Raw genomic sequence first — 26,235 nt, 5'->3', positions numbered from 1 at the left:
GGATGTTGCGCCGCGTCAGAGATGCTGGCGCGCAAAGGCGGCCGCCGCGCCGAACAATCCGGGCTGAGGGTGGGTGATCAGCTTCACCGGCAAGGCGGCCATAAAACCCTCGAACCGGCCCTTTTCGACGAAGCGTTCGGGGAAGCCCGATTTGATCAGGCTGTCCTTGATCCGGAGGCCGAGGCCACCCGCGATCACCACGCCGCTCGCGCCCTGCGCGAGCGCGAGGTCGCCCGAAACGCTGCCGAGCGACAGGCAGAAGCGGTCGATCGCGGCGGCGGCAAGGCTGTCGGTGCCGCTGGTGCCGTTGGTCCAGAGCGTGCGGTCGTCGAGCGGGGTCACCGCGCGCCCCTCCATCGCTGCGAGCGTCTCGTATATGTCAACGATGCCGGGTCCCGAGACGATTCGTTCGATCGATACGCGGCGATGACGTTTGCGCAGCCGCGCGAGGATCGCGTCCTCGATGCTGTCGAGCGGCGCGAAGTCGATATGCCCGCCCTCGGTCGCCTGGACGCGGTAATCGGCGCCGTCGCGCCAGATATGCGCGACCCCGAGCCCGGTGCCCGGACCGATCACACTGATCGTGCCGGTTTCGGGAAGCGGCGTGTCGGGGCCGCAGAGCGTCTCGAAATAGCCGGCATCGGCCTGCGCCACCGCATGGCCGACCGCCTCGAAATCATTGACCAGCACATAGCGGTCGACGTCGAGCTTTTCGCCGATCAGCGCCGGGCGGATGATCCACGGGTTGTTGGTGAAGCGGATCACCTCGCCGCGCGTCGGCCCGGCGATCGCGATGGCGACGCCGCGTGGCAGGGTGCCATCCTGCTGCCGGCCGAAATCCTCCCATGCGGTCTGGAAGCTGGCATGATCCTTGGTGTGCAAGGTCGTTGCTTCGCCGAGCGACAGGACGCGGCCGCCCGCGACCTCGGCGAGCGCGAAACGCGCGTGGGTGCCGCCGATGTCGACCGTGACGATGGACTCGCTCATATCTCTCCCTTGGCGCGCGCTTGACCTTGTTGCCGGGCAGACTGTCGCATGGTCCCGCGGCTGGCAACAGGGCATAGCTATGCGCGGGCTTGTCCCGACGGCGGATATCGGGTAGTTGCGACTTATTCTCAATAAGGAATGCCGCACATGACCGTCACCGCACCTTCCCGTACCCACGAATGGACCGGCGCGAGCGGCGACAACTGGGTCGTTCACCAGCAGCGGCTCGACCTGATGCTCCAGGCATTCGGCGATGCCGCGATCGCCGCCGCCGATGTCGCACCCGGCGACCATATCCTCGACATCGGATGCGGCGCGGGCGCGACGAGCTTTGCCCTGGCGACGCGGACGGGACCCGAAGGCCATGTCCTCGGCGTCGATATTTCGCCGCAGCTGATCGCCCGCGCCAAGGCCGATGCCCCCGCCGATGCGCCGGTGGCGTTCCGGCTCGCCGATGCCGCCACCGCGGCGTGGGAACCGGCGGCGGCCGACCTGCTGTTTTCGCGTTTCGGGGTGATGTTCTTCGACGATCCGGTCGCGGCCTTCGCCCATATGCGCGGCGCGCTGAAACCCGGCGGGCGGCTGGCTTTCGCCTGCTGGCGCACACCGGCGGAGAACGACTGGGTGCGCCTGCCGATGACGGCGATCCGCGATCTGGTTACGCCGCCTGTGACCGATCCACTGGCCCCCGGCCCCTTCGCCTTCGCCGACCGCGCGCGAATCGAGGACATCCTCGCGGCCGCGGGGTTTGCGGACATCGCAATCGCCCCGTTCGATACGGTCATTCCCTATGGCCATGGGGCGACGCGCGCGGCGGCGATCGACGATGCCGTGCTGCTGGCGTCGGCGGTCGGGCCGCTGTCGCGCGCACTCGCCGATCAACCCGATGATATCCGGGCAAAAGCCGCCGATGCGGCGCGCGCAACCTTCGCCCGGCAACCCGGCGAATCATCGGTACTTATCAACGGCGCAGCGTGGATCGTGACCGCAAAAAATAGTTAAAAAGCGCGACGAACGGAGAGACGACAACGCTGTCCGTCGCTCGCGAATCGCGCTATGATAGGGAACGATCACGGGAGCGACCACGGACGTCTGCCTGGGGGGTATACAGGCCCCGTGATCAGCAACCGCGAGACGTTTCGGACGTACTGCCCGGGGTATTCATCCACTTGCATCGGGCCTCGCGGCCAAGCTGCCGAAGCGGCACCAAGCCGCTTTCATATCTGCGATGAAGGAAATGGCGCACCCGGAACGATTCGAACGTCCGACCCTCAGATTCGTAGTCTGATGCTCTATCCAGCTGAGCTACGGGTGCGTGGAGACGCGCCTTTAAGGGGGAGCGTGCGGGGGCGCAACCCCCTATTTCAGCTTTGTGACCACGGAGCAGGACGACTGGTGGCGCGCCGCGTCGAGACCGCCGATTTCGCCCGGCTCTCTTAGCAGCAGGCGGATCAGTGCGATGCCCCGGTCATGGGCGGTGCGCACGATCTCCGCGCCCACAGGCACCACCTGCCCTTCGCGCGCGACAATGATTCGATAGGGCTTGCCGCCGGCTTCCAGATCGTTGCGGACAAAGATGACGTCGGTCGCCGCGTCGAACAGGCTGAGCGAACTGTAGCGGCCCGCCACCGGAGTGATGTCGATCGCCACCGGTCCGCCCGACAGATCATAGGGACAGCTCGAATAGGCAAGGTCGGGACTGGGCCGCACGACCGGTTGGCGTTCGGGCGTCGCGAGATTGCCGTAGGACATGGTGTTCACCCCGCCCTGCCCCAGCCGGTCCATCGCGACATTCATCAGGCCATAGGGGATGTAGAGAATCGCGGCCCATGCCGTCGCCGCCGCGACGAGCAGGCCCAAAAGGAGGGGGCCGAGCCAGTTCCGCATTTCAGCAGCCCTCCTTCACGATGCGCGGAAGAATCGCCTTGACGGGATCGGCGCGAAAGGCGGGGCCGGGGTTGTACATGCGCAGGGTCAGCTGGAAGGGTTGCCCCTTGATACCGGGCAGCCAGGCGGCGTCCTGCGGCTTGTCGGACGAAATGCTGACGCGCCATTCGCCCTTGGCATCGAGCGCGACATTGGCGCCGTTGACCGACCAGACCCGGCCCGGATTGTCGACCAGATAGCCCTCGGCATCATAGACGGTGACGCTCCACCAGCGCGCGTCGAGCGGCTTGCCCGACAGGCTGTAGCGGCAATTGCCGTCGAGCGCCGCGCCGCTCGCGTCGGTCTTGGCGAGCCAGTAGACGGTTTCCTTCGCGGGCAGCGCGAGCAGCCCCGAGCGCGCGACCATCGCGCGCGTCAGCGGGTCGGTCGCCTTGGTCCCGTAACCGAGCGAGGTCGACCACGGGCCGTTGCGGATCCCGCCGTCGCCTAGCCCGCCATTAGTGAGCGCCCAGGCGCCGCCAAGCCCCACCGCCAATCCGCCCACCAAAGTGATCGCATAGCGGTGCCAGCTCTTCATGCGCGCCCTCCCCGGCTATTTGCCCTTTTTCAACGCCGCCTGCGCGGCCGCCAGACGGGCAATGGGCACACGGTAAGGCGAGGCGCTGACATAGTCGAGGCCGGTCGCTTCGCAGAAATGGATGCTCGGTGCGTCGCCGCCATGCTCGCCGCAGATGCCGAGCTTGACGTTCGGGCGCGTCTTGCGGCCGCGGTCGGCCGCGATCTCGATCAGCTGGCCGACCCCCTCGACGTCGAGGCTGACGAACGGGTCGGTCAGGAAGATGCCCTTGTCGACATATTGGGTCAGGAAGCGGCCCGCATCGTCGCGGCTGATGCCGATCGTCGTCTGGGTGAGGTCGTTGGTGCCGAAGCTGAAGAACTCCGCCGTTTCGGCGATCTCACCCGCCATCAGTGCGGCGCGCGGCAGTTCGATCATCGTGCCGACCAGATAGGCGATCTCGCGCCCCTTTTCGGCGAACACTGCCTTGGCCTGCGCGTCGACGACCGCCTTCATCAGGTCGAATTCGCGGCGCGTCGCGACCAGCGGGATCATCACCTCGGGAATCGGCGCCGCACCGGTTTCGGCGGCGACGTCGCACGCCGCCTCGAAGATCGCGCGCGCCTGCATCTCGTAGATTTCGGGATAGGTGACGCCGAGGCGGCAGCCGCGATGGCCGAGCATCGGGTTGAATTCATGGAGCTCGTTCGCGCGCGCCTTGAGCGCCTCGATCCCAACGCCGGCGGCGGCGGCGACATCGGCGAAATCCTCCTCGCGCGTCGGCAGGAATTCGTGCAGCGGCGGGTCGAGCAGGCGGATGGTCACCGGCAGGCCCGCCATGACCTGGAAAATCCCGGCGAAGTCGGCGCGCTGTTCGGGCAGCAGTTTCGCGAGTGCGGTGCGGCGACCCGCCTCGTTCTCGGCAAGGATCATCTCGCGCACCGCGGTGATGCGCGCGGCGTCGAAGAACATATGCTCGGTGCGGCAAAGCCCGATGCCCTCGGCTCCGAAATCGCGCGCGACTTGCGCGTCCTGCGGGGTTTCGGCATTGGCGCGCACCTTCATGCGGCGGACCTTGTCGGCCCACACCATCAGGGTGCCAAAATCGCCGACCAGCTCAGGCAGCAGCGTCGGAACCTCGCCGGCCATCACCTCGCCGGTCGAGCCGTCGAGGGTCAGGATATCACCCTCGCGCAGTTCGCGCCCGCCGACGCGCAGCACCCGCGCTGCGCCGTCGATGCTGAGCCCGCCGGCGCCCGAGACGCAGGGGCGACCCATGCCGCGCGCGACGACCGCCGCGTGGCTTGTCATCCCGCCGCGCGCGGTCAAAATGCCCTTGGCGGCGTGCATGCCGTGGATGTCCTCGGGGCTGGTTTCGACGCGGACGAGGATTACCGCCTCACCCATGCCCGCGGCTTTCTCCGCGCTGTCGGCGTCGAACATGATCTTGCCCGATGCAGCGCCGGGGCTGGCGGGCAGCCCCTTGGTCAGCACGTCGCGCACGGCCTTGGGGTCGAGCGTCGGGTGCAAGAGCTGGTCGAGCGCGCCCGGATCGACGCGACCGACGGCTTCTTCCTCAGAAATCAGCCCCTCGGCCGCCATGTCGACCGCGATCTTGAGCGCCGCCTTGGCGGTGCGCTTGCCGCTGCGCGTCTGGAGCATCCAAAGCGTCCCGCGTTCGACGGTGAACTCGATGTCCTGCATGTCGCGGTAATGGGTTTCGAGCGTGTCGAAGACGCGGCCGAGCTCGCCGAAGGTCTCCGGCATCGCCTCTTCCATCGACAGCGGCTTGGCGCCTGCCCGCTCGCGTGCGGCGAGGGTCAGATATTGCGGCGTGCGGATGCCCGCGACGACATCCTCGCCCTGCGCGTTGATCAGCCATTCGCCGTACCAGGCGCGCTCGCCGGTCGCAGGGTCGCGCGTGAAGGCGACGCCAGTCGCCGACGTGTCGCCCATATTGCCGAACACCATCGCCTGCACATTGACCGCGGTGCCCCATTCGGCGGGGATCGAATTCAGGCGGCGATAGACTTTTGCGCGGTCGCTTTCCCAGCTCGCGAAGACCGCGCCGACCGCGCCCCACAGCTGGTCGTTCGGTTCCTGCGGGAACGGCGCGCCGGTCTCGCGTTCGACGATCGCCTGATATTCCTTGACCAATGCCCGCCAATCCTCGGCCGACATTTCGGTGTCGAGGTAGAAGCCTTTGTCTTCCTTCGCAATTTCCAGCGCTTCCTCGAATTCGGCATGGTCGAGGCCCATGACGACGTCGGCGTACATCTGGACGAAGCGGCGATAGCTGTCCCACGCGAAGCGCGGGTCGCCCGAGGCTTCGGAGAGGCCGACGACGGTGCGGTCGTTGAGGCCGAGGTTGAGGACGGTGTCCATCATCCCGGGCATTGACACGCGCGCGCCCGAACGGACCGAGACGAGCAACGGATCGGCAGGGTCGCCAAATTTCTTGCCCGTGATGCCCTCGATATGCGCGATGCCCGCGGCGACATCCTCGACCAGCCCGGCCGGGAATTGTTCGCCATTGGCGTAATAGGCGGTGCAGACGTCGGTGGTGATCGTAAAGCCCGGCGGGACCGGCAGGCCGATCGAGGCCATTTCGGCGAGGTTCGCCCCCTTGCCGCCCAGCAATTCCTTCGAGCGCTCGGCCGTGGTGGCCGCGCCGCCGAACAAATGCACCATCTTCGTCATCATATGCTCCTGCTGCCCCGGGGAGGAGGTTGCGGCTGGATAGTTATGCAGTCCCGGTTGGTCGAATCAGTTTTGCTTTGTCATTCTCAAGGCTTCTCAAATCCGTTCGCATCGAGCGAAGTCGAGATGCCCATCGGTCGTTCGTGCCTTCGCGGTGTCTCGACTTCGCTCGACACGAACGGGATTTCCTATGCCGGCCCTAGCCCTCGATCTTCGAGAAATCGGCGACGCCGTGCACCGCGCCGGTAAAGCGCGACAACAGACCGAGGCGATAGGCGCGGACCGCTTCGTCGGGGTCGTTGACCATCACGCCGTCGAAAAAGGCGTCAATCGGGGCGCGGAGGCTTGCGAGCGCGGCCATGGCGTCGGTGAAGCGCTCTTCGGTGACGGCGGCGGAGGCGGCGGGTTCGGCGGTGTCGAGGGCCTTCAGCAAGGTCGCGTCGGCATCGGTCGACGGGGTCGCGGCCGCGGTGCCGCTGACCTCGCCCGCCTGCTTCAGGATATTCGCGGCGCGCTTGTAGCCCGCGAGCAGGTTGGTGCCGTCCTCGGTCGCCATGAAGGCTTGGAGTGCATGAACGCGGGCAAGCAGGCGAACGAGATCATCCTCGCCACCGAGCGCGAACACCGCGTCGATCAGGTCGTGACGGACACCGGCTTCGCGTTGCTGGACCTTGAGGCGGTCGGCAATGAACTGGATCGAGTTTTCCTGATCGACTTTCAAGTTAACCATCTCGAAAACCATATCGACAGTGACGTCTTCAAACTTCACGGCAGAATCCGGCTTTCCGGTAAGCTGCACAAAGCCATCTTCCAGATCCCATTTACTGGAATAAATGCCGATATGGTCCGTCGAAAACTGGTAGTTGCCGATGGTCAAATTCTGGTCGTCGACATCCCATTTCCCCCTACCGAAGAATGTCTCCGATACCACCATCGCCATGGGCGCGAGCATTAGCGGCCGGGAAAGATTTAACCGCAGACCATTTTCAGTGATCAGCCGAATCGCACCAATCGCCGCTCGCCTCAGAGCAAATGGGTCTTTTGAACCTGTCGGTCGTTCATCGATGGCAAAGAACATCGCCAGAGTATCCAGCTTATCCGCCAACGCCACAGCCACCGTCACCGGTCCGGTCGGCACGTCATCGCCCTGCCCCACCGGCTTGTAATGGTCGCGGATCGCGTCGGCGACCGCGTCGGGCAGACCTTCGGCACGGGCGTAATAGCCGCCCATCAGGCCCTGCAATTCGGGGAATTCGCCGACCATTTCGGTGACGAGGTCGGCTTTCGCGAGGCGCGCCGCGAGTTCGGCCTGGTCGGCCAATTCTCGCATGTTCCCCGGCGTAGGCCGGGGTCCAGAGCCGCCTTGCGCCAACGTCTGCTCTGTGCCGCTCTGGGCCCCGGCCTTCGCCGGGGAACGGTCGGTGACAATGCCTTCTTCGACCAACCACCGGGCCAGCTTCGCGACGCGCTCGACCTTGTCGGCTACGGTGCCCAGCTTTTCGTGAAAGGTGATGCGGTCGAGCTTTTTGGCGTGGTCTTCCAGCTTGGTCTTGCGGTCCTGATCCCAGAAGAAACGCGCATCCGACAAACGCGCGGCCAGCACCTTGCGGTTCCCCGCGACGATCTCCGCGCCGCCGTCCTTCGCGTCGATGTTCGCGGTGCACACAAAGCCGTTGGCGAGCTTGCCGCCGGCGTTGTTCACGACGAAATATTTCTGGTTCACGCGCGCGGTGAGCTGGATGACCTCGGGCGGCACTTCGAGGAACGCGTCATCGAAGCGGCCGAGCAGCGGCACCGGCCATTCGGTGAGCCCGGCATTCTCGATCACCAGCCCCTCGTCCGCGACAAGCGTCAGCCCCGCGTCGGCCGCGGCCTTGGCAGCGCCGTCGCGGATGATGTTCTGCCGTTCTTCATGGTCGACGATGACGTGGCAGGCGCGCAGTTTCTCGGCGTAGTCGGAGGCCGAGCCGATGGTGATCTCGCCGGGGCAGTGGAAGCGATGCCCGCGCGTAGCGAAACCCGCAGAAATCCCGCTAACTTCACACGGCATCAGCTCTTCGCCGAAGATCGCGACGATGCCCGACAGCGGGCGGACCCAGCGCTGGCTTTCGCTGCTCGCACTCGCCTTGCCCCAGCGCATCGATTTGGGCCAGGCGAAGGCACGGACGATCGCGGGGATCGCCTCGGCAAGCACCTCGGCGGTCGCGCGGCCGGGCTTGTCGATCACAGCGAAATACACGCCGTCGCGGTCTTCGAGCTGGCCCTGCGTCAGACCGGTCTTGCGCAGAAAGCCTTCGAGCGCCTGCGGCGGCGCGCTGCTGCGCGGACCCTTGAGTTCCTCGCTGACGGCGGCAGTTGCCTGCGGCAGGTCGCGCGCGATCAGCGCGAGGCGGCGCGGGGTCGACCAGACGGTGAGATCGCCCGTTTCAAGGCCCGCGGTGGCCATCTGAGCGCGGAACAGTTTTTCGAGTTCGGCGCGCGCGCCGGCCTGCATTCGCGCCGGGATTTCCTCGCTGCGCAGTTCGAGAAGAAAGTCGGTCACAGCGTCCACCCCGGATATTTTGCGGTCCAGTTTTCGGACTGGCTGTCGATCCACGCCTTGCAGCTGCCCTTGGCGAGGTCGCGGACGCGCGCCATGTAATTGGCGCGTTCCTGCACGCTGATCACGCCGCGCGCCTGCAAGAGGTTGAAGAGGTGGCTCGCCTCGATCGCCTGGTCATAGGCCGCGAGCGGGACATTCGCCGCGATCGCTCGCTTGCACTCTTCCTCGGCCGCCTTGAATCCCGCGAACAGGCTGTCGGTGTCGGCGACCTCGAAATTCCATTTCGAGAATTGCCGTTCGTTCTCGAGGAAGACGTCGCCATAGCTGACCGCCGCGACGTCGCCGACCGCGTCCGAAAAGCGCAGGTCGTACACATTGTCGACATTCTGGATATACATGGCGAGGCGTTCGAGGCCGTAGGTCAGTTCGCCCGCGACGGGTTTGCAGTCGAAGCCGCCCATCTGCTGGAAATAGGTGAACTGGGTGACTTCCATCCCGTCGCACCAGACTTCCCAGCCCAGCCCCCAGGCGCCGAGCGTCGGCGATTCCCAATCATCCTCGACGAAGCGGATGTCGTGGAGCAGCGGGTCGATGCCGATCGCGGCGAGGCTGCCCAGATATTGATCCTGCAGGTCGGCGGGCGACGGCTTCAGGATCACCTGATACTGATAATAATGCTGGAGCCGGTTGGGGTTCTCGCCATAGCGGCCGTCGGTCGGGCGGCGGCTCGGCTGGACATAGGCGACGTTCCACGGCTCTGGACCAAGGCTGCGCAGCGTCGTCGCGGGGTGAAAGGTCCCCGCGCCCACGCGCATATCATAGGGCTGCAGGATCGCGCAGCCGCGCGCCGCCCAATAATTATGCAGCGTCAGGATCATGTCCTGAAAGCTGAGGGGGGCCTTTTCCGCCGCGTCGGCCATTTTTCGCCATCTTTCGCAGGTGCAACAATTGCCGCCGCCCTTGGCGCAGCGGGGCGCGAGGGTCAAGGCTCCGCGCCCTTCGAACCCTCGCGAAACAGCGCCCCTTGTCAGGCTCACAAAACTTTTTGTCAGGTGTTGTTGACATAGTCAGCGAATCGCGACATATAGTCAACAACACCTGACGCAAAGACAGGTGGCCATGACCAAAACCTAGCAAGCCAAGGAGATATAGACATGATGACCCGCACCCTGATCCTCGCCCTCTCGCTCACCGTCGCCGGCGCCCCCGCGCTCGCCGCCGAGCAGCCCGCCGCCGAAGTCCGCATCGCCGACCTCGACCTTTCCACCGCGCAGGGCCAGCAGCGCCTCGAAACGCGCGTGAAGAGCGCGGCACGCAGCCTTTGCAACAACGGCGCGCGCGGCGTCGCCGAAATGACCCGCCAGTCGCAGTGCATTGCTGACGTCTTGGCCAGCGCCAAGCCGCAGGCCGACCGCGCCATCGCCCGCGCCGAAGGCGGCACGCAGCTCGCGCTGCTGATGGTTCGCGCCGCACGCTGATGACGGCGGCCGGTGTTTCGCGGTTTCGTTTCGACCGATGCTCCCCGGTGTCGGTCGGCGACCTGAGCTGGAGCGCCCGCCACGGCGCCGGCGCTCCAGTCTCTTGGCCCGAAACGCTCGCGCGCTCCATTGCCCGCAATTCGCAAATTGTCCTTGGCCGGGACCCTGTCGTCCTTCATGGCGGCGCGACCGGATCGAGGAACAGGCTGGCGAGGCCCCTATGAACAACAAACTCAAAGTGCTGCGCGCGATGCGCAACTGGAGCCAGGCCGAACTGGCCGACCGGCTCGACGTATCGCGGCAGGCGGTGAATGCGATCGAAACGGGAAAATACGACCCGTCGCTCCCGCTCGCCTTCAAGCTCGCCCGGCTGTTCGACCTGCCGATCGAGGAAATTTTTGACGATGGTTCCGAAGGAAATGGCGATGACTGACACCGGCAAGACCACCAAGACCCGGCGTCCGATGTCGCCGCGGCGTAAGAAATACTGGCTGTCGCTCGGCGCCGCTGGCGTGATCGGCGGCATTATCGGCGGCTGGACCGTCGCCGACCAGCCGGCCGGGCGCAACGCGCTCGAAATGGCGAGCACCGGCTCGCTGAGCGAAAGCTTCGCGATCGGCGCCGCGCTGTTCTGGACGCTCGGCCTCGCGCTGTGCATGATCCTCTATCACCGCGCGATCGACGATCATGAGGAGCGCGCCTGGCTGTGGGCGGGGCTGGCGGGCTGGTACGCCTTCATCTTCCCCGCGCCGGTCTGGTGGGTCCTGCACCGCGCCGGGCTGGCACCGCCCGCCGACGCCATGCTGCTCTTCCTCCTGTCGATGGTCGTCAACGCGGTCGTTTACCTGTGGCTGAAGTTCCGCTGACGCTTTTCGCTCTCCCCTTTTCCTGTCCGACGGCCAAAAGGCCCCATGAGAGGTTCGTTCCCCATGAAGAAATGGTTCAAGACGCTCGCCGCCACCTGCGCGGTCATTCCCTTCGCCCAATGCGCGATAATCCCGGGCGGCAGCGTCGCCCGCGCCGCCGAACCGGCCCCGGTCAGCGCCCCCGCCCCCGCTTCTCCCGCCGCGACGGTTGATGCCGATCCCGCGCTGTGGGTGGTCAAGGACGATGACACCACCATCTATCTCTTCGGGTCGGTCCATGTGCTGAAGCCCGGCCTCGGCTGGTTCGACGAGGCGGTGAAAGACGCGTTCGACAAGTCCGACCAGTTGATCCTCGAAATGGTGATGCCAGAGGACCAGGGGGAGGTGGCGAAGGTGATGAAACCGCTCGCGATGGACACGACCGGCAAGACCATCCCGTCGCGCCTCAACGCCGAGGAACTCAAGGCCTATCAGGCGGCGATGACAAGCCTCGGGCTGCCCGCCAATGCCTTCGACAATTTCGAACCCTGGTTTCCTGCAATGACGCTGTCAGTCCTGCCGCTGACCAAGCTTGGCTATGACCCCGAACAGGGCGCCGAAAAGAAACTCACCGCTGCGGCGCAGGCTGCGGGCAAACCGATCGCGGGTTTCGAAACGCTCGAGGAACAGCTCGGCTTCTTCGACGCGCTGCCCGAAACGCAGCAAGTCGCCTTCCTCAACGCGACCGTCCGTGACCTCGACAAGCTGGGCCCGATGCTCGACAAGATGGTCGTGCTATGGGCCAAGGGCGACCCCAAGAAGCTCGCCGTGCTGATGAACGAGAGCATGGCCGGAACCCCTGAGCTGGCCAAGGTCCTGCTCTACGACCGCAACGCGCGCTGGGCCGAGCAGATCAAGGCACGTATGGCTCAGCCCGGAACCGTGTTCGTCGCGGTCGGGGCAGGACATCTTGCCGGGAAGAACAGCGTCCAGGATTATTTGAAGAAGCGCGGCCTGTCGGCAAAGCGGGTCAAATATTGACCCGCCGGGATAGTCTGTTCCGCCAACAGGGTCGCCGCTTTGCGGTCGCCCTGTTCGCGTGCCTGCTGGCAGCGTGCAGCCCCGCGCCGGAAGCCGAGGTGGCCAAACCCGCGATGTGGCTGGTCGCGGATGACGACACGCGCATCTTCCTGCTCGGCACGATGCACGCGCTGCCCGCCGGAACCGAATGGGACGGCGGCGAAGTCGGCAAGGCGATCGCATCCGCAGACGAACTGATCCTCGAACTGTCGCCCGACCAGCTGGCGGCGGTGGGGACCGAGTTCCAGCGACTCGCGCCGCGAGAGGCGCCGCTCGCGATGGACAAGCGCCTGCCCGCCCCGGCGCTCGCCGCCTATCGCACACTCGAGGCGAGCGGGGCGGGGCAGCCGTTCGGCGGCGACGCACTCGACGACTGGGCGGTGATGGTGATGATGGGCCAGCGCGTCGCGCAGAACGCCGCCTTGTTGCCGTCGAACGGCGTCGAAACCGGGCTGACCGTACAATTCAAGGACGCGGGGAAACCGATCGGCGGCTTGGAAAGCGCGCGCGCGCAGCTGATGATGTTCGAAACGCTCGATCCCGCCACGCAGCGGACCCTGCTCACCAAAGCCGCTGCCGGAGCCGGTGACGCGGTGCCGACGGTCGAGGCGCTGACCGCCGCCTGGGGACGCGGCGACGTGAAAGCGCTGGAAGCGATGATCAACGAGGATGTCGACGCGGTACCCGCCGCGCGCGCCACGATCATCACCGACCGCAACCGGCGCTGGAGCCTGTGGGCGAAGCAGCGGATGGCGAAACCCGGAACACTGCTCGTCGCGGTCGGCGCCGGGCATCTTGTCGGCCCCGACGGCGTGCCCGCCTTGCTGGAGGCCGAGGGTTTTCGGGTGACGCGGGTGCAATAGGCGCCGCAGCGCTTGCATTTCCGCCGGTTGGGCGCTAAGCGCCGCCGCTTCCGACCATGGTCATCCCTGGAGGCGTGGCGGAACTGTGTAATCTGTTTCGGAGAAAAATGATGAGCGACCAGCTGGTGCTGTCGGCCGAGACGCGTGATCGCGGAGGCAAGGGAGCCTCGCGTGAACTGCGTCGTAATGGCCGCGTCCCCGCCGTTGTCTATGGCGGCAAAGAAGAACCCCTGATGATCCACGTCGAAGAAAAGCTGCTGATGAAGCAGTTGATGACGGGTCACTTCATGAACTCGGTCGTGATGATCGAGGTCGATGGCAAGCAGGTTCGCACCCTGCCGAAGGACGTCGCTTTCCACCCGGTCAAGGATCGTCCGATCCACGCCGACTTCCTGCGCATCAGCAAGGATGCAAAGGTCAATGTCGCGGTTCCGGTCATCTTCGCCAATGAAGAAGCCTCGCCGGGCCTGAAGCGCGGCGGCGTGCTGAACATCGTGCGTCACGAGCTGGAGCTGGTGTGCGACGCGGCCAACATCCCCGACGACATCTCGATCGACGTCACCGGCTTCGACGTCGGCGATTCGATCCACATCAGCCACGTCAAGCTGCCCAAGGGCAGCGAAAGCGCGATCACCGACCGCGATTTCACCATCGCGACGATCGTTGCTCCGTCGGCACTCAAGTCGACCGGCGGCGACACGACCAAGGATGACGGCGAAACCGCCGAAGAAGCCTGAATCTGATCGGGCCGCCTTCGTTCGCGAAGGCGGCCCCTTCCGGACCCCGAGAAGGGCACTGCCATGCAACTCTGGGTCGGCCTCGGCAATCCCGGGCCCCAATATGCGATGCACCGTCACAATGTCGGCTTCATGGCCGCCGACGTCATCGCCGACGTCCATGGCTTTCCTGCCCCGGCCAAGAAATTCCAGGGCTGGATCCAGGACGGGCGCATCGGATCGCAGCGTATCCTGCTGCTGAAACCCGGCACCTTCATGAACGAAAGCGGCCGCAGCGTGCGCGCCGCGCTCGATTTCTATAAATTGACGCCGCAAGACGTCACCGTCTTTTACGACGAGCTCGACCTCGCGCCGATGAAGATCAAGATCAAGCAGGGCGGCGGCGCGGCGGGTCACAACGGCATCCGCAGCATGATCCAGCATATCGGCGACGATTTCCGCCGCGTGCGCATCGGCATCGGCCATCCGGGACACAAGGACCGCGTGACCGGCCATGTGCTGGGCAATTATCACAAGAGCGAGATGGAGCCGCTGGTCGACCTGCTCGGCGCGATCGCGGCCGAAGCACCGTGGCTGGCGGATGGCAACGACGCGCGCTTTGTGAGCGATATCGCGCTGCGATTGCAGAACTGAATCCCCGTGGAGCGGGTGCTGGTCATCGGCCCCTGCGGCGCCGGAAAATCGACGCTGTCAACCGACCTCGCCCGGCGGCTGAGCCTGCCGGTGCATCATCTCGACCGGCTCCATTGGCATCCGGGCTGGGTCGAGGGCGACAAGGACGAACTGATCGAAAAACTCGCCGCGATCACCGCCGGCGAGCGCTGGCTGATCGACGGCAATTACGGGGGCACGATGGCCCAGCGGCTCACGCGCGCCGACACCGTGGTCTATCTCGATTTTCCGATCGGGCTCTGCTTCTGGCGAGCACTGAAACGAATCTGGACATGGCGCGGCCGATCGCGCCCCGACATGACCGAAGGCTGCCCCGAGCGGTTCGACCTCGCATTCCTCGCCTATATCCTTCGCTGGAACCTAGGCCCCCGTCCCCGGACCGAAGCGGCGCTCGAAGGATTCGCGGGCGAACTGATCCGGCTGAAGAATCCGCAGGCCTTACGGCACTGGCTGACGAAGTTGCCCGAGCGTCGTTGACAGCAATTTGGCGCGCGCACCGCTTTGATGCATGATGGCGCCCCGAAAGGAGCCTCCTCATGCCCTACTCCGCATCCCCCAATCGCCGCCAGTTGCTCGCCGGTGCCGCCGCGCTGACCGCCGCCGTGCCCGGCCTGTTGCGTGCCGCCGAACCGCTGGCGCCCGATGCGCTGAAGGGCCGCACCGTGCTGATCACCGGCGCGTCGAGCGGGTTCGGGCGGATCGGGGCGCTGCTCTACGCGAAACATGGCGCGAAGGTGATCGCGACGATGCGCAACACGCCGCGACCGGAAGCCGACAGCCTGATCGCCGAGGCGAAGACGGACAAGCTCGACCTGCATGTCGTGGAGATCGACGTCACCGACGATGCATCGGTCGCCAGCGGCACCGCCGCGGCGTTGAAGATCGCGGGCGGGCGCATCGACACGCTCGTCAACAATGCCGGCATCGGCATCACCGGGCCGGTCGAGGTGCAGGATATGGAGGCGACGCGCCTCATCTTCGAAACCAATGTGCTGGGCATCCAGCGCATGCTGCGCGCGTTGTTGCCGCAGATGCGGGCGGCGAAGGGCGGGCAGATCTTCAACATATCGTCGCAGCTCGGCCGCGTCATCGTGCCCGGCGGCGGCCATTATTCGGCGACCAAATTCGCGGTCGAAGCCTTGTCCGAACAGCTCGCCTATGAGTTGGTGCCGCACGGCATCGAGGTGACGATCATCCAGCCCGGCGGTTATCCGACCAGGGTATGGGTCAACCGCAACATCTATACCGGCGCGCTGAAGGGCCGCAGCGATGGCGACCTGCTCGCAGCTTATGCCCCCTTCACACGCGGTATGGGGACCGAGGACGGCAGCGGGCGCAGCGCCGACCCCGCCGACGTGCCGCGCGCGATCGCCGAGATCATGGCGATGCCCGCCGGCACCCGCCCGCTGCGCCGCGCGGTGCATCCGGGCAGCAAGCCGCAGGAGGCGATCAACAAGGTCTCGGCCGAGGTCCAGCTAGCATGGCTGGGCGGCGGCCAGCTTGGACCGCTGGTCCGCGCGGTGCACGACTGACGGAGCCGGTTGTCACATCGGTGTCATGCAAGTCATGCCGGCCTGACATGTTCAAGCAACAACGCTGACACCTCCCCCTGCCATCGGGAGCCACCTCATCGGAGCGATCCAGCTCCGGGGCTCAACCGAACAACAGGGGTACTGCATGTCACATCTTACCGACGAAGCCCGCGCGCCGTATCGCCGCGCGACCGCCGATCTCGACGGCCCGAACAGCCTGGAAGCGATCGTCGCCGCCAACCCGTCGCGCCGCTCGCTGCTCGTCAACGGCCTGTTCGGCCTGTCGGTGCTGCCGGCGCTCGCGGCGTGCAACACCGATGGCGATCCGGTGGTGACGGTGCCGCCGACGCCCACCCCGACCCCCACGCCGACCCCGACGCCGCCGAGCTTCGCGGTCAATTTCACCTCGGTCGCCGCGAACCGCAACGACACGGTCACCGTGCCGGCGGGCTACACCGTCGACGTACTGCTGAAGGCGGGCGATTCGGTCGAGACCGGCACCCCCTATTCGGGCAGCTTCCCCGCCAGCCCCGCGGTCGCCGAGAAATGGGCCGGCGGCAACCATGACGGCATGGAATATTTCGCCTTTCCGGGCGTCGATGCGAACAACCGCGGCCTGCTGGCGCTGAACTTCGAATATCCCGATTTCAACATCCTGATGGCGGGCAACTACGACCCGGCGACCGCCAGCGCCGACCAGAAGGCGATCGCCCTGTCGGCGGTCGGCATCGGCGTCGTCGAGATTTCGAAGGGCAGCGACGGCAAATGGTCGGTGCAGGCGGGATCGACCTATAACCGTCGCTACACCGGCAACAGCGCCTATCGCGCCGGTGGCCCCGCGGCGGGCCTGCTGTCGGGCAGCATCAAGGGCATGCTCAACAATTGCGCCAGCGGCCGGACCCCGTGGGACACCTATCTGACCTGCGAGGAAACCACCGACAATTATCTCGACCCTACCAAGCCCGCGAACGATTATGGCTGGGTGGTCGAGATCGATCCGCTGCGCGAACTGGCGGCGCCGACCAAGCGCACCGCGATGGGCCGCTTCAGCCACGAGAACGTCGCCTTCATGGCGAACGCCGACCGCCGCGTCGCTTTTTATATGGGCGACGACTCGACCCCCGGGTGCATCTACAAATTCATCCCCGACCGGGCCTATAGCGCCACCAACCGCGCCGCGAACACCGACCTGCTCGACTATGGCACTCTCTACGTCGCGCGTTTCAACGGCGACGGCACGGGCGAATGGCGCGCGCTGGTCGTCGGCCAGAACGGCCTGACCGCGGGCGCGTCGGACCCCGGCAATGTCAGCCAGAGCACGACGCCACCGGCGCCGACGATCGTCAACTTCAACAATCAGGCCGACGTGCTGATCAACTGCCAATCGGCGGCGCGCGTCGCGGGCGGCACCGTGATGGATCGTCCCGAGTGGATCACGGTCGCCCCCGACAATAAGGCGGTGTTCGTCACGCTGACCAACAACAGCGGGCGCCGCGTCACCGACCCCGCCAACCCGCGCGTTACCAACCGCCACGGCCATATCCTGAAGTTCCGCGAGGAAGGCGATTCGCCGCTGGCGACCAAGTTCAACTGGGAAATCTTCCTGCTGGCGGGCGACCCGGCCTGGGCGTCGGGCGGGTCGAACCTGACGGGCAATATCAACGGCGACACCTTCTCCAGCCCCGACGGCATCCGCATCGACCCGCAGGGTCGCCTGTGGGTGCAGACCGACCATAGCGTCCCCGGCACCTCCGGCGCCTCGGGCGTCAGCATCGAGGACACGGTCGGACAGAACGCGATGTTCTACCTCGACCAGGCGACGAAGCAGTCGAAACGCTTCCTCGTCGGCCCGGTCGGCTGCGAGATCACCGGGCTCGCCTATACGCCCGACCTTCGTACCTTCTTCGTCAACATCCAGCATCCGACGGGCAACTGGCCGGTTTCGGGCCAACAGCCGCGCTCGTCGACGATCGTGGTGCGCCGGACCGACAACCAGCCGGTCGGCAACTGAGCCGCGCCGTCCGGTAACGACGGGGCCAGCCTCTCGGCGAGAGGCTGGCCCCTCTATTTTTCGGCTTTCTCCGGCCGCTGCACCACCGGCAGGCCGTCGGCGGTGCGCGCCATCAGGATCACGCACATCGTGCGATGAACCTTGTGCGTGCCGCACGCCACCCCGGCATAGCGATGGCTCTCACGCAGCAAGCTGAGTCGATGGCCCCGGTCGGGCACGCCGTCGTCGATCAGCAGCTGCTGGACGACCGAGGCCGGACTGTGATGGCCATAGGTAATCACCTCGTTGACATAGGGTCCGCCGCCGCGCGCCCTGACGCGCTCACCCGGACCGCGCCCGTTCGTCTCGTGGCCGACTGCGCCCGAGCGTGACTGCATCGCGACATGGTCGGCGGCGGCACGCGCGAGAAGCGGGCTGTACCGGAGACGGGAGAGCGGCCTGGCGGGACGCAGGTCGCGGATCGCCTCGTCGACCGCCGCCACACCCTCGCTGGTCATGATGTCGATCTCGCTGCCGCCCTCGCCGACAAGCAGCTTGCCCTCGAAACGCGGGCGATAGGCGCGCAGCACCGCCGCATAGCCCGAAGGATCGCCGCGAAAGCGGTTGAGTTCGGCAAGCACGCCGGTTTCGAAACGGCTCGTCGCCGCGCCGACCCCGGCCACACTCGTCGCCGCGATCACCGCAACCGCCGCCCATCGGATCGCTATTCTCATCATCGGCGCGATAAGGGCTCAAGACTGAACCTGCCGCAACCGCTTTCGCATCGGCGGCAAAGGCTGGTGTCGGCGGCCACTTGGCGCTAGGGGCGCGAACGACGCCGGCTCCCGCCGGAGGCATGGAGTTTTTATGGGTTTCAAATGCGGCATCGTCGGACTGCCCAACGTCGGCAAGTCCACCCTGTTCAACGCGCTGACCGAAACGGCAGCGGCGCAGGCGGCCAATTACCCCTTCTGCACGATCGAGCCGAACATCGGCAACGTCGCAGTGCCCGACGCGCGGCTCGAAAAGCTCGCCGCCATCGCGGGCAGCAAGAAGATCATCGCGACCCAGCTCGCCTTCGTCGACATCGCGGGCCTAGTGCGCGGCGCGTCGAAGGGCGAAGGCCTCGGCAACCAGTTCCTCGGCAACATCCGCGAAGTCGATGCGATCGTCCATGTCCTGCGCTGTTTCGAGGATGACGACATCCAGCATGTCGAAAACCGCGTCGATCCGGTCGCCGATGCCGAGACGGTCGAAACCGAGCTGCTGCTCTCCGACCTCGAAAGCCTCGAAAAGCGCGTCCCCGCCTTTGTGAAGAAAGCCGCGCAGGGCGACAAGGAATCGAAGATCGCGGCCTCGGTGCTGGGCCAGACGCTCGAACTGCTGCGCGAAGGCAAGCCGGCACGGTTGACCGAGCCGAAGGACGAGGAGGAAGCCCGCGTGCTGCGCACCGCGCAGCTGCTGACCAGCAAGCCCGTCCTCTATGTCTGCAACGTCGACGAAGGCAGCGCCGCCAACGGCAACGCTTTCTCCAAGAAAGTCTTCGCCAAGGCCGCCGCCGAGGGCGCGCAGGCCGTTGTCGTCTCCGCCGCGATCGAAAGCGAACTGGTGACGATGGAGATGGCCGACCGGATGGAATTCCTCGAGGAAATGGGGCTGCACGAAACCGGCCTCGCGCGGGTCATTCGCGCCGGATACGAACTGCTCCATCTGCTGACCTTCTTCACCGTCGGTCCGCAGGAAGCGCGGGCCTGGACCGTCCACACCGGCGCCACCGCGCCCGAGGCGGCGGGCGAAATCCACAGCGATTTCCAGAAGGGCTTCATCCGCGCCGAGACCATCGCTTACGACGACTATGTCGCGCTGGGCGGTGAAGCCAAGGCGCGCGAAGCCGGCAAGCTGCGCGCCGAGGGCAAGGCCTATGTCGTCCATGACGGCGACGTGATGCACTTCCTGCATAGTTGATCCTCCCTTCCCGCAAGCGGGAAAGGAATCAGGCTGGCTCGAACGCCGCCAGGATCGGGCATGGTCCCTTGTCGCTCGCCGCGCATTGGTCGGCGAGGCGTGAAAGCGCGGCGCGGGTTTCGGTCATCTGCGCGATCTTGGCGTCGAGGGCCTCGATCCGCTGACGTGCGAGGTGGCGCACCTGCACGCGATCGTCGCCCACCTCAAGTTCGAGCAATTCGCCGATCTCGTCGAGCGTGAAGCCCGCGCCCTGCGCCGCGCGGATGAATTTCAGGCGCCTCAGATCATCCGCATCATAGCGTCGGATTCCTCCGCCCCAGCCGTCGCCGCCAGTGCGCGCGGGCGTCGCGAGCAGGCCGCGCCGCTGATAATAGCGAATCGTTTCGACCCCGACGCCGCCGGCGGCGGCCAATTTCCCGATGGTGATCTGCATCGCTTGACTCCGTACCATGGTACGGATGCGATATGGGGGGCATGACGAGACAAGCAACCCTCTATCGCATGGTCATGCCCGGCCACACCTGCCCCTATGGCCTGAAGGCCAAATATCTGCTCGAACGGAAAGGCTTCACGGTCGACGACCGTTGGCTGACGACGCGCGAGGCGGTCGATGCCTTCAAGGCCGAACACGGCGTCAAGACGACGCCGCAGACCTTCATCGACGGCGAGCGGATCGGCGGCCATGACGATCTGCGCCGCCATTTCGGCCTGCGCGTGCGCGATCCCGACGCGGTCAGTTACCGCCCGGTGATCGCGCTGTTCGCGATGACAGCGCTGATGGCGGTGGCCGCCAGCCATGCGGCGTTCGGCACGGCGCTGACGATTCAGGCGGCGGAATGGTTCGTCTCGTTCAGCATGGTCGTGCTTGCCCTACTCAAACTGCAGGAAGTCGACAGTTTTTCGACGATGTTCCTGAACTATGACCTGCTCGCAAAGCGATGGGTGCCCTACGGCAAAGTCTATCCCTTCGCCGAGGGGCTGGCGGGTGTGCTGATGACCGCGCACGCCCTGCCCTGGCTGTCGATCCCCGTCGCGCTGTTCATCGGCACCATCGGCGCGGTGTCGGTGTTCAAGGCGGTCTATATCGACAAGCGCGAGCTCAAATGCGCCTGCGTCGGCGGCAGCAGCAAGGTGCCGCTGGGCTTTGTTTCGTTGACCGAAAATCTGGCGATGATCGGCATGGCGGTCTGGATGCTCGTCGGCTGATCGGGACTATTGCGCCGGGGGCTTGTCAGCCGGATCATCGCTTTCGGCGGGTTCGGCGGGCGCGATGTGATTTTCGTCCTGCCATTCGGCGGCGTCGAGCGCCGGCTTGCGCCCGAACAAGCCGCCGATCGCGTTGCGGAAAGCCGCGAACAGGGCGATGACGCCGATCACGATGAACTTGCCGAATTTGAGGAGCACCGCGAGCAGCCCGACCTTCTTTGCGACCGCCGCCGTCGCGCCGACGGCGACCAGCCCGGCAAGGCCATATTCGGCCTTTTTGTCGGTCGAGGGATTATAGTCGGCATAGCGCGCCCCGGTGCGGAAGCTGCCGACTGTAGCGAAGGTCTTGGCCGCCTCGCGGACCTCGGCAAGCTGGCCCATGTCGGCGAGGATGTTCATGCTGAGCACCCCCGAGCGGCCGAGCAGGCGGATGTCGTAGTTGAGCGTGTCCTGCGCCATACCGTCGAATTTGATGTCGCGCGCCCAGACCAGCGAGTGTTTCTGGGCGTCATAGGTTGGCGCCTGCGCCCAGCGCTGCAGGATGCCGGCCGGATAGCCTTCGGCGCGCGTAGCGGGCGCCTGTTCCTCGTCGGCCGCCTTCATATTCGCCAGCATCTCGTTGTAGTCGATCGTCTTGGCATCGTCGTCGGAGACATAGCCGGTGTCCTCGAAGGTGATGACGGCCGACCAGGTGTCGTCGGTGAAGCTCTTGCCTTTCGGAAAGACCATGCCGAGCACTCCCGTCGCGGCCCCAGGCGGGTTGCGCCAGACATCGACGAGGATCGTCCGCGCCTCCTCAGGACCCACGAAATAATAGGCGTCGCCCAGATTGAGGTCGGCGTTCGCGACCGCGATATGGATCGTCCCCGTCTGGCGCTTCATCGACTTGGTCAGGCGGTCGGCCGCCTGTCGCTGCGCCGCGATCGCCGCCTGTTCGGCGGCAGGGCTGGGCGCGGTGGTCGCGCTGGCGGCGGGCATCAGCACCGCGAGCGCCACGGCGCCGGCGACGGACAGAGCTGCACGCGATTTCAGCAGTGTGATCATGATCTTCCCCCCCGGATAGATGAGTCCCTAGTTCCAGAAAGACCAGCGCACCGCAAGCCCGATCCCGCCGCAGCCCGCAACCCTTTTGTCATGATCGCGGTACATGGGATTTCCGCATCGGCTGGGCTATGTCCGGCGCAACGCCGAATCATCAGACAATGGGAACTGCCATGTATAATCGCCGCTCTTTTCTCGCCGGAGCGACGCTCGCCGGACTCGCCGCACCGGCGATCGTGCGCGCGCAGGGACTGTTCCGCGATTTTCCCTTCAAGCTGGGGGTCGCGGCGGGCGATCCGGCGAGCGACGGGTTCGTCATCTGGACCCGGCTCGCGCCCGAACCGATGGAGCGCCACGGCGGCATGCCGCTGACCAACATCCCGGTCGACTGGGAAGTGTCGCCCGACAGCGGGTTTCGCGAAATCGTCGCCAAGGGCACCGACCTCGCGCGCCCCGAACTCGCGCACAGCGTCCATGTCGAGGTCGCGGGATTGCAGCCCGACCGGCCCTATTTTTACCGCTTTACCGCGGGCGGCGAACGCAGCCTGCGCGGGCGCGCGCGGACCCTGCCCGCCCCCGGCGCCAGGGCCGAGGCGCTGAAATTCGGCGTCGCGGGCTGCCAGCATTTCGAGGCAGGCTTCTTCGGCGCCTACCGCCACCTCGCGCGCGAGGACCTTGCCTTCGTCTATCATTATGGTGACTTCATTTACGAATATAGCGAGGAATATCTGTTCAACACCGGGCTGCCGACGCGCCCGGTGCGCAAGCATGCGTTTCGCGCGCTGGTCGACCTCGAAGATTTCCGTACGGCCTATAGCCAGCAACTCGGCGACATCGATTTGCAGGCGGCGCGGTCGGTCCACGCCTTTCTGTCGAGTTTCGATGATCACGAGATCCGCAACGACTGGGTGTCGGACATCGACAATTGGAAGATGGGCCTACCCGGCAACGACCCCGATGCCGCGCCGCCCGAAGTCTTCATGCTGAAGAAACAGGCGGCGATGCAGGCGTGGTACGAGCATATGCCGGTGCGCAGGGCGTTGCTGCCGCGCGGCGGCATGGTCGCGATGAACCGCGAGTTCCGTTATGGTGACCTGATGGCGATGCAGTTGCTCGACACGCGGCAATATCGCAGCGACCAGCCGTGCGGCGACGGGTTCAAGCCCGCCTGCCCCGAGGTGAACGGCAAGGACGCGCAAGTGCTCGGCAAGGCGCAGGAAGAATGGCTCGGGCGCAACCTGGCAAAGGGCGGCGCGACGTGGAACGCGCTGGCACAGCAGATCACGATGATGTCGCTCGACCGGCGCCGCAAACCCGACGAGCCGGCGAAAATCCTCAACCTCGACAGCTGGGCGGGATATGAGCAGCCGCGCGAGCGGGTGTTGTCCCGCATGGCGGGGCTGAAGAACTGCGTCGTGCTGACCGGCGACGAACATCAGAATTTCTGCGGCGACCTGGTGCTCAAGGACAAGGTCGTCGGCGGCGAGTTCGTCGGCACATCGATCACCAGCGGCGGCGACGGCAGCGACAAGCGCCAGGGCACCGACGAATGGCTGGCGCTCAACCCCGAGTTGAAATTCGCCAATGACCAGCGCGGTTATATGGTCTGCGACGTCAATCGCGAGGCGTGGCAGACGCATTTCATGGTGGTCGACAAGGTGACGACGCCGGTCAACACGCTGTCGAAGCGTGCGACCGGCGTGGTCGAAAACGGCGTCGCCGGGATCAAGATGAGCTGAAACGCCTCAGGCGTCGCAGCTCCAGTCACCCTCGAAGCTGGTCGGGCTGCCAAACGGGCGGCTCGCCGCAAGCTTGGCCTTCGTGCCGCCTTCCGACGGTTCGACGGTCAGGCTGAGACCCGGGCCCGAAAGGTCCATGCCCTTCTTCAACTCGTCGAAGCCGCCCGGGCCCGCGATACGCTGAACGCGGCTGCCGACCTTGACCGCACCCTGTGCGGTCGCGTTCGCGTCGACGTCGGTCTTGACGACGAGCGCGGGCGCATCCTGCCCGTCGATCGTGAAACGGCACGCGCGTTCGCCCTGCAGCGCGAGCAATTCGCCCTTGCCGATCGCGGCCAGTTCGATCGGCTTTTCGCTGCCGGTGTCGGGCACATCGGCCTTTTCCGCAACCGGAGCCGGCGCGGCCGCCTTTTCCGCCTGGGGTTCGCCCGAACAGGCCGCGAGGAGGAGGGCAACGCCAAGCGGCGCAGCAATCGTCAATTTCATTGATGGATACTCCATGGAGGGGAGCTCGCCCCCTAGCCCCGATTTCGTCCCAAAGCCGAGCAAAAAATTCTATTTCCGCCCGAAAAGCCTTTCAACATCGTCCATCGCGAGCTTTACCCAGGTCGGGCGACCATGATTGCACTGGCCCGAATGCGGGGTGATTTCCATCTGGCGGAGCAGCGCATTCATCTCGGCGACGCCCAGCGTGCGGCCGGCGCGGACCGAGCCGTGGCAGGCCATCGTGGCAGCGACGAGTTCGAGCTTTTCGTTGAGTCCCAGCGCGGCGTCATAACCCGCGAGATCGTCGGCGATGTCGGTGACGAGCTTGATGCAATCTATATTGCCGAGCATCGCGGGAGTCGCGCGGACCATCACCGCGGCGGGGCCGAAGCGTTCGAGTTCGACGCCGAGCGCCGCAAGTTCGCCCGCCGCCGCCTCGAGCCGGTCGCAGGCGGGCTCGTCGAGTTCGACCACCTCGGGGAGGAGCAGCCCTTGCGAGGGCACCGCGCGGCCCGTCATGCCGCCGCGCAGCTGTTCGAGCACCAGCCGTTCGTGCGCGGCATGCTGGTCGACGATGACGAGCCCGTCCTCGGCCTCGGCGACGATATAGGTTTTGGCGATCTGACCGCGCGCAATGCCGAGCGGATGGGCTTCGGCTTCGGGCACGGGGGCGACGGCAACCTCGGCGCGGCCGGCGAGCGGCGCGGGCGCCGAAGCGAAGGGCACAAGCCGGTCATAAACGCGCGCGACATCGGCGGCGGGCGGCGCGATATCGGCGCCGAACAGATGCACCGCGGGTTCGGTGCGCGGCGCGGCGCCGAAAAGGAAGCCGGTCGTCGGCGCCGGTGCCACCGGCTCCTGCTGCCAGGCGGCGAGCGCCGCCTCTGCCGGGCACTGGACGCTGCGAAAGCCATGTTCGTCAAGCGCGCGGCGTAGCCCGCCGACGATCATGCCGCGCACCAGTTGCGGGTCGCGAAAGCGCACCTCGGTCTTGGCGGGGTGGACGTTCACGTCGACCTCGCTGGTCGGCACGTCGAGGAACAGCGCGACGACGGGATGGCGATCCCGCGCGAGCAGGTCGGCATAAGCGCCGCGTAGCGCCCCGACGAGCAGCCGGTCCTTCACCGGTCGGCCGTTGACGAAGAGATATTGGTGGTCGGAAATACCGCGATTGTAGGTCGGCAGGCTGATCACCCCGCCCAGATGCACGTCGCCGCGGTCGAGATCGACCCCGATGCTGTTGCCGGCCAGGTCGCGGCTGGTCAGCGCCGCAACGCGCGCCAGCCGGTCCTGTCCAGCCTGCACGTCGAGTACCCGGCGTCCGTCATGCTCCAGTGTGAAACCGACCTCCGGATTGGCCATGGCGAGGCGCTTCACCACGTCGAGGCACGCGGCATATTCGCTGCGCCCGCTGCGCAGGAATTTGCGGCGCGCGGGGACGCGCGCGAACAGGTCCTCGACCAGCACGCGGGTGCCCTTGGCCAGCGCCGCGGGCCCTTCGTCCACCACCGCACCATTGTCGACGACCCGCCGCCAGCCGTCGGCGCCGGGCGTCCGGCTTTCGAGCGTCAGCCGCGCGACGCTGGCGATCGACGGCAGCGCCTCGCCGCGAAACCCGAGCGTCGTGACCGCCTCGATCGCGTCGTCGGGGAGCTTCGAGGTGGCATGGCGTTCGAGCGCCAGCGCCATGTCGGCGGGGGTCATGCCCGACCCGTCGTCCTCGACCTCGATTCGCGCGATTCCGCCATCGGCGATTCGCACCGAAATTCGGCACGAACCCGCGTCGATGGCGTTTTCAACCAGTTCTTTTAGCGCCGCAGCCGGTCTTTCGACCACTTCACCGGCTGCGATCCGATTTACGAGGGTTTCGGGCAGGCGGCGTATTGACATAGTCCCTCTCCTAGCGCAGTCGGGCGCAAATCGCGACCC

The 26,235-nt window shown here is 66.0% G+C and carries 25 protein-coding genes and 1 tRNA gene; 14 read left to right on the top strand and 12 right to left on the bottom strand.

All coding sequences use genetic code 11. From position 1 onward, the window contains the following. Nucleotides 1–15: 15 nt before the first annotated feature. Complete coding sequence (locus AC07U1_RS13550; protein WP_495176137.1) at nt 16–987, bottom strand: glucokinase; 972 nt, start codon at nt 985–987, stop codon at nt 16–18. 147 nt (nt 988–1,134) lie between these two features. Between AC07U1_RS13550 and AC07U1_RS13545 the strand changes: the two genes are divergently transcribed. After that, nucleotides 1,135–1,989, top strand: a complete 855-nt coding sequence (locus AC07U1_RS13545) for a class I SAM-dependent methyltransferase (protein WP_495176138.1) — start codon at nt 1,135–1,137, stop codon at nt 1,987–1,989. A gap of 236 nt (nt 1,990–2,225) precedes the next feature. Here AC07U1_RS13545 and AC07U1_RS13540 read toward each other — a convergent pair. The 6 genes from AC07U1_RS13540 to AC07U1_RS13515 form a co-directional block, all read right to left on the bottom strand. Continuing rightward, a tRNA-Arg gene (locus AC07U1_RS13540) sits at nt 2,226–2,302 on the bottom strand. Between the two features lie 44 nt (nt 2,303–2,346). After that, a complete protein-coding gene (locus AC07U1_RS13535; RefSeq protein WP_495176139.1) occupies nt 2,347–2,874 on the bottom strand; it encodes a DUF1254 domain-containing protein in 528 nt (175 codons plus the stop codon). A gap of 1 nt (nt 2,875) precedes the next feature. Beyond that, complete coding sequence (locus AC07U1_RS13530) at nt 2,876–3,451, bottom strand: DUF1214 domain-containing protein (protein WP_495176140.1); 576 nt, start codon at nt 3,449–3,451, stop codon at nt 2,876–2,878. Nucleotides 3,452–3,466: 15 nt separating this feature from the next. Continuing rightward, a complete protein-coding gene (gene ppdK, locus AC07U1_RS13525) occupies nt 3,467–6,130 on the bottom strand; it encodes a pyruvate, phosphate dikinase (protein ID WP_495177452.1) in 2,664 nt (887 codons plus the stop codon). A gap of 199 nt (nt 6,131–6,329) precedes the next feature. Next, on the bottom strand, nt 6,330–8,672 hold the full coding sequence (glyS, locus tag AC07U1_RS13520; RefSeq protein ID WP_495176141.1) for a glycine--tRNA ligase subunit beta: 2,343 nt from the start codon (nt 8,670–8,672) through the stop codon (nt 6,330–6,332). Then, nucleotides 8,669–9,592: a glycine--tRNA ligase subunit alpha gene (locus tag AC07U1_RS13515; RefSeq protein ID WP_495176142.1), complete on the bottom strand. Its 924-nt coding sequence runs from the start codon at nt 9,590–9,592 to the stop codon at nt 8,669–8,671. The genes glyS and AC07U1_RS13515 overlap by 4 nt, the downstream gene beginning before the upstream one ends. Nucleotides 9,593–9,826: 234 nt before the next feature. Between AC07U1_RS13515 and AC07U1_RS13510 the strand changes: the two genes are divergently transcribed. From AC07U1_RS13510 to AC07U1_RS13465, 10 genes are all read left to right on the top strand, one after another. Further along, nucleotides 9,827–10,150, top strand: coding sequence for a UrcA family protein (locus AC07U1_RS13510; RefSeq protein WP_495176143.1), 324 nt, complete (start codon nt 9,827–9,829; stop codon nt 10,148–10,150). 220 nt (nt 10,151–10,370) lie between these two features. Next, complete coding sequence (locus AC07U1_RS13505; protein WP_056347971.1) at nt 10,371–10,583, top strand: helix-turn-helix transcriptional regulator; 213 nt, start codon at nt 10,371–10,373, stop codon at nt 10,581–10,583. Next, nucleotides 10,576–11,016: a hypothetical protein gene (locus AC07U1_RS13500; protein ID WP_495176144.1), complete on the top strand. Its 441-nt coding sequence runs from the start codon at nt 10,576–10,578 to the stop codon at nt 11,014–11,016. The genes AC07U1_RS13505 and AC07U1_RS13500 overlap by 8 nt, the downstream gene beginning before the upstream one ends. A gap of 63 nt (nt 11,017–11,079) precedes the next feature. Continuing rightward, nucleotides 11,080–12,036, top strand: a complete 957-nt coding sequence (locus AC07U1_RS13495; protein ID WP_187140758.1) for a TraB/GumN family protein — start codon at nt 11,080–11,082, stop codon at nt 12,034–12,036. After that, nucleotides 12,033–12,938 carry a TraB/GumN family protein gene (locus AC07U1_RS13490; RefSeq protein ID WP_495176145.1) on the top strand — a complete coding sequence of 302 codons (906 nt, stop codon included), beginning with the start codon at nt 12,033–12,035 and terminating at the stop codon, nt 12,936–12,938. Before AC07U1_RS13495 ends, AC07U1_RS13490 begins: the two co-directional genes overlap by 4 nt. Nucleotides 12,939–13,048: 110 nt before the next feature. Further along, nucleotides 13,049–13,675 carry a 50S ribosomal protein L25/general stress protein Ctc gene (locus AC07U1_RS13485; RefSeq protein WP_200938028.1) on the top strand — a complete coding sequence of 209 codons (627 nt, stop codon included), beginning with the start codon at nt 13,049–13,051 and terminating at the stop codon, nt 13,673–13,675. A 63-nt stretch (nt 13,676–13,738) separates the two neighbouring features. Further along, complete coding sequence (pth, locus tag AC07U1_RS13480; RefSeq protein WP_187140760.1) at nt 13,739–14,308, top strand: aminoacyl-tRNA hydrolase; 570 nt, start codon at nt 13,739–13,741, stop codon at nt 14,306–14,308. A gap of 6 nt (nt 14,309–14,314) precedes the next feature. Continuing rightward, nucleotides 14,315–14,824, top strand: a complete 510-nt coding sequence (locus tag AC07U1_RS13475) for a P-loop NTPase family protein (RefSeq protein WP_495176146.1) — start codon at nt 14,315–14,317, stop codon at nt 14,822–14,824. Between the two features lie 59 nt (nt 14,825–14,883). Continuing rightward, the gene (locus AC07U1_RS13470) at nt 14,884–15,879 is read left to right on the top strand and encodes an SDR family oxidoreductase (RefSeq protein ID WP_495176147.1); all 996 of its coding nucleotides are present in this window, start codon (nt 14,884–14,886) and stop codon (nt 15,877–15,879) included. Between the two features lie 145 nt (nt 15,880–16,024). Further along, entirely contained in the window at nt 16,025–17,890 is a 1,866-nt protein-coding gene (locus tag AC07U1_RS13465; RefSeq protein WP_495176148.1) for a PhoX family protein, read from the top strand. A 53-nt stretch (nt 17,891–17,943) separates the two neighbouring features. On the opposite strand, the gene AC07U1_RS13460 is transcribed toward AC07U1_RS13465, so the two are convergent. Continuing rightward, complete coding sequence (locus tag AC07U1_RS13460; RefSeq protein ID WP_495176149.1) at nt 17,944–18,606, bottom strand: CAP domain-containing protein; 663 nt, start codon at nt 18,604–18,606, stop codon at nt 17,944–17,946. 130 nt (nt 18,607–18,736) lie between these two features. Here AC07U1_RS13460 and ychF point away from each other — a divergent pair, with 130 nt between their 5' ends. Then, nucleotides 18,737–19,834 carry a redox-regulated ATPase YchF gene (gene ychF, locus AC07U1_RS13455; protein ID WP_187142207.1) on the top strand — a complete coding sequence of 366 codons (1,098 nt, stop codon included), beginning with the start codon at nt 18,737–18,739 and terminating at the stop codon, nt 19,832–19,834. 28 nt (nt 19,835–19,862) lie between these two features. Here the strand turns inward: ychF and AC07U1_RS13450 are convergent, their stop codons facing one another. After that, nucleotides 19,863–20,267, bottom strand: coding sequence for a MerR family transcriptional regulator (locus tag AC07U1_RS13450; RefSeq protein WP_187142208.1), 405 nt, complete (start codon nt 20,265–20,267; stop codon nt 19,863–19,865). 41 nt (nt 20,268–20,308) lie between these two features. Between AC07U1_RS13450 and AC07U1_RS13445 the strand changes: the two genes are divergently transcribed. Then, a complete protein-coding gene (locus tag AC07U1_RS13445; RefSeq protein WP_495176150.1) occupies nt 20,309–21,040 on the top strand; it encodes a MauE/DoxX family redox-associated membrane protein in 732 nt (243 codons plus the stop codon). A 6-nt stretch (nt 21,041–21,046) separates the two neighbouring features. On the opposite strand, the gene AC07U1_RS13440 is transcribed toward AC07U1_RS13445, so the two are convergent. Continuing rightward, complete coding sequence (locus AC07U1_RS13440) at nt 21,047–22,084, bottom strand: DUF2167 domain-containing protein (protein ID WP_495176151.1); 1,038 nt, start codon at nt 22,082–22,084, stop codon at nt 21,047–21,049. 170 nt (nt 22,085–22,254) lie between these two features. Between AC07U1_RS13440 and AC07U1_RS13435 the strand changes: the two genes are divergently transcribed. Beyond that, complete coding sequence (locus AC07U1_RS13435) at nt 22,255–23,820, top strand: alkaline phosphatase D family protein (protein WP_056347991.1); 1,566 nt, start codon at nt 22,255–22,257, stop codon at nt 23,818–23,820. Between the two features lie 6 nt (nt 23,821–23,826). Here AC07U1_RS13435 and AC07U1_RS13430 read toward each other — a convergent pair whose 3' ends face one another. Continuing rightward, nucleotides 23,827–24,306 carry a hypothetical protein gene (locus tag AC07U1_RS13430; protein WP_495176152.1) on the bottom strand — a complete coding sequence of 160 codons (480 nt, stop codon included), beginning with the start codon at nt 24,304–24,306 and terminating at the stop codon, nt 23,827–23,829. A gap of 69 nt (nt 24,307–24,375) precedes the next feature. Continuing rightward, complete coding sequence (gene mutL, locus AC07U1_RS13425) at nt 24,376–26,196, bottom strand: DNA mismatch repair endonuclease MutL (protein ID WP_495176153.1); 1,821 nt, start codon at nt 26,194–26,196, stop codon at nt 24,376–24,378. Nucleotides 26,197–26,235 lie beyond the last annotated feature (39 nt).

This window comes from Sphingopyxis sp. GW821-FHT02C12, assembly GCF_059421785.1.
Note: the sequence above shows the minus strand (reverse complement) of the source record. Positions and strands in the feature narration are given on the sequence as shown.

Coding starts and splice junctions, on each gene's coding strand:
- mutL (WP_495176153.1), bottom strand. CDS start 26,196: ATGTCAATACGCCGCCTGCCCGAAACCCTCGTAAATCGGATCGCAGCC.
- AC07U1_RS13495 (WP_187140758.1), top strand. CDS start 11,080: ATGAAGAAATGGTTCAAGACGCTCGCCGCCACCTGCGCGGTCATTCCC.
- AC07U1_RS13510 (WP_495176143.1), top strand. CDS start 9,827: ATGATGACCCGCACCCTGATCCTCGCCCTCTCGCTCACCGTCGCCGGC.
- AC07U1_RS13450 (WP_187142208.1), bottom strand. CDS start 20,267: ATGCAGATCACCATCGGGAAATTGGCCGCCGCCGGCGGCGTCGGGGTC.
- AC07U1_RS13465 (WP_495176148.1), top strand. CDS start 16,025: ATGTCACATCTTACCGACGAAGCCCGCGCGCCGTATCGCCGCGCGACC.
- AC07U1_RS13445 (WP_495176150.1), top strand. CDS start 20,309: ATGACGAGACAAGCAACCCTCTATCGCATGGTCATGCCCGGCCACACC.
- ychF (WP_187142207.1), top strand. CDS start 18,737: ATGGGTTTCAAATGCGGCATCGTCGGACTGCCCAACGTCGGCAAGTCC.
- AC07U1_RS13515 (WP_495176142.1), bottom strand. CDS start 9,592: ATGGCCGACGCGGCGGAAAAGGCCCCCCTCAGCTTTCAGGACATGATC.
- AC07U1_RS13485 (WP_200938028.1), top strand. CDS start 13,049: ATGAGCGACCAGCTGGTGCTGTCGGCCGAGACGCGTGATCGCGGAGGC.
- AC07U1_RS13545 (WP_495176138.1), top strand. CDS start 1,135: ATGACCGTCACCGCACCTTCCCGTACCCACGAATGGACCGGCGCGAGC.
- AC07U1_RS13500 (WP_495176144.1), top strand. CDS start 10,576: ATGACTGACACCGGCAAGACCACCAAGACCCGGCGTCCGATGTCGCCG.
- AC07U1_RS13460 (WP_495176149.1), bottom strand. CDS start 18,606: ATGATGAGAATAGCGATCCGATGGGCGGCGGTTGCGGTGATCGCGGCG.
- AC07U1_RS13505 (WP_056347971.1), top strand. CDS start 10,371: ATGAACAACAAACTCAAAGTGCTGCGCGCGATGCGCAACTGGAGCCAG.
- pth (WP_187140760.1), top strand. CDS start 13,739: ATGCAACTCTGGGTCGGCCTCGGCAATCCCGGGCCCCAATATGCGATG.
- AC07U1_RS13440 (WP_495176151.1), bottom strand. CDS start 22,084: ATGATCACACTGCTGAAATCGCGTGCAGCTCTGTCCGTCGCCGGCGCC.
- AC07U1_RS13470 (WP_495176147.1), top strand. CDS start 14,884: ATGCCCTACTCCGCATCCCCCAATCGCCGCCAGTTGCTCGCCGGTGCC.
- AC07U1_RS13550 (WP_495176137.1), bottom strand. CDS start 987: ATGAGCGAGTCCATCGTCACGGTCGACATCGGCGGCACCCACGCGCGT.
- AC07U1_RS13535 (WP_495176139.1), bottom strand. CDS start 2,874: ATGCGGAACTGGCTCGGCCCCCTCCTTTTGGGCCTGCTCGTCGCGGCG.
- AC07U1_RS13530 (WP_495176140.1), bottom strand. CDS start 3,451: ATGAAGAGCTGGCACCGCTATGCGATCACTTTGGTGGGCGGATTGGCG.
- ppdK (WP_495177452.1), bottom strand. CDS start 6,130: ATGACGAAGATGGTGCATTTGTTCGGCGGCGCGGCCACCACGGCCGAG.
- AC07U1_RS13430 (WP_495176152.1), bottom strand. CDS start 24,306: ATGAAATTGACGATTGCTGCGCCGCTTGGCGTTGCCCTCCTCCTCGCG.
- AC07U1_RS13435 (WP_056347991.1), top strand. CDS start 22,255: ATGTATAATCGCCGCTCTTTTCTCGCCGGAGCGACGCTCGCCGGACTC.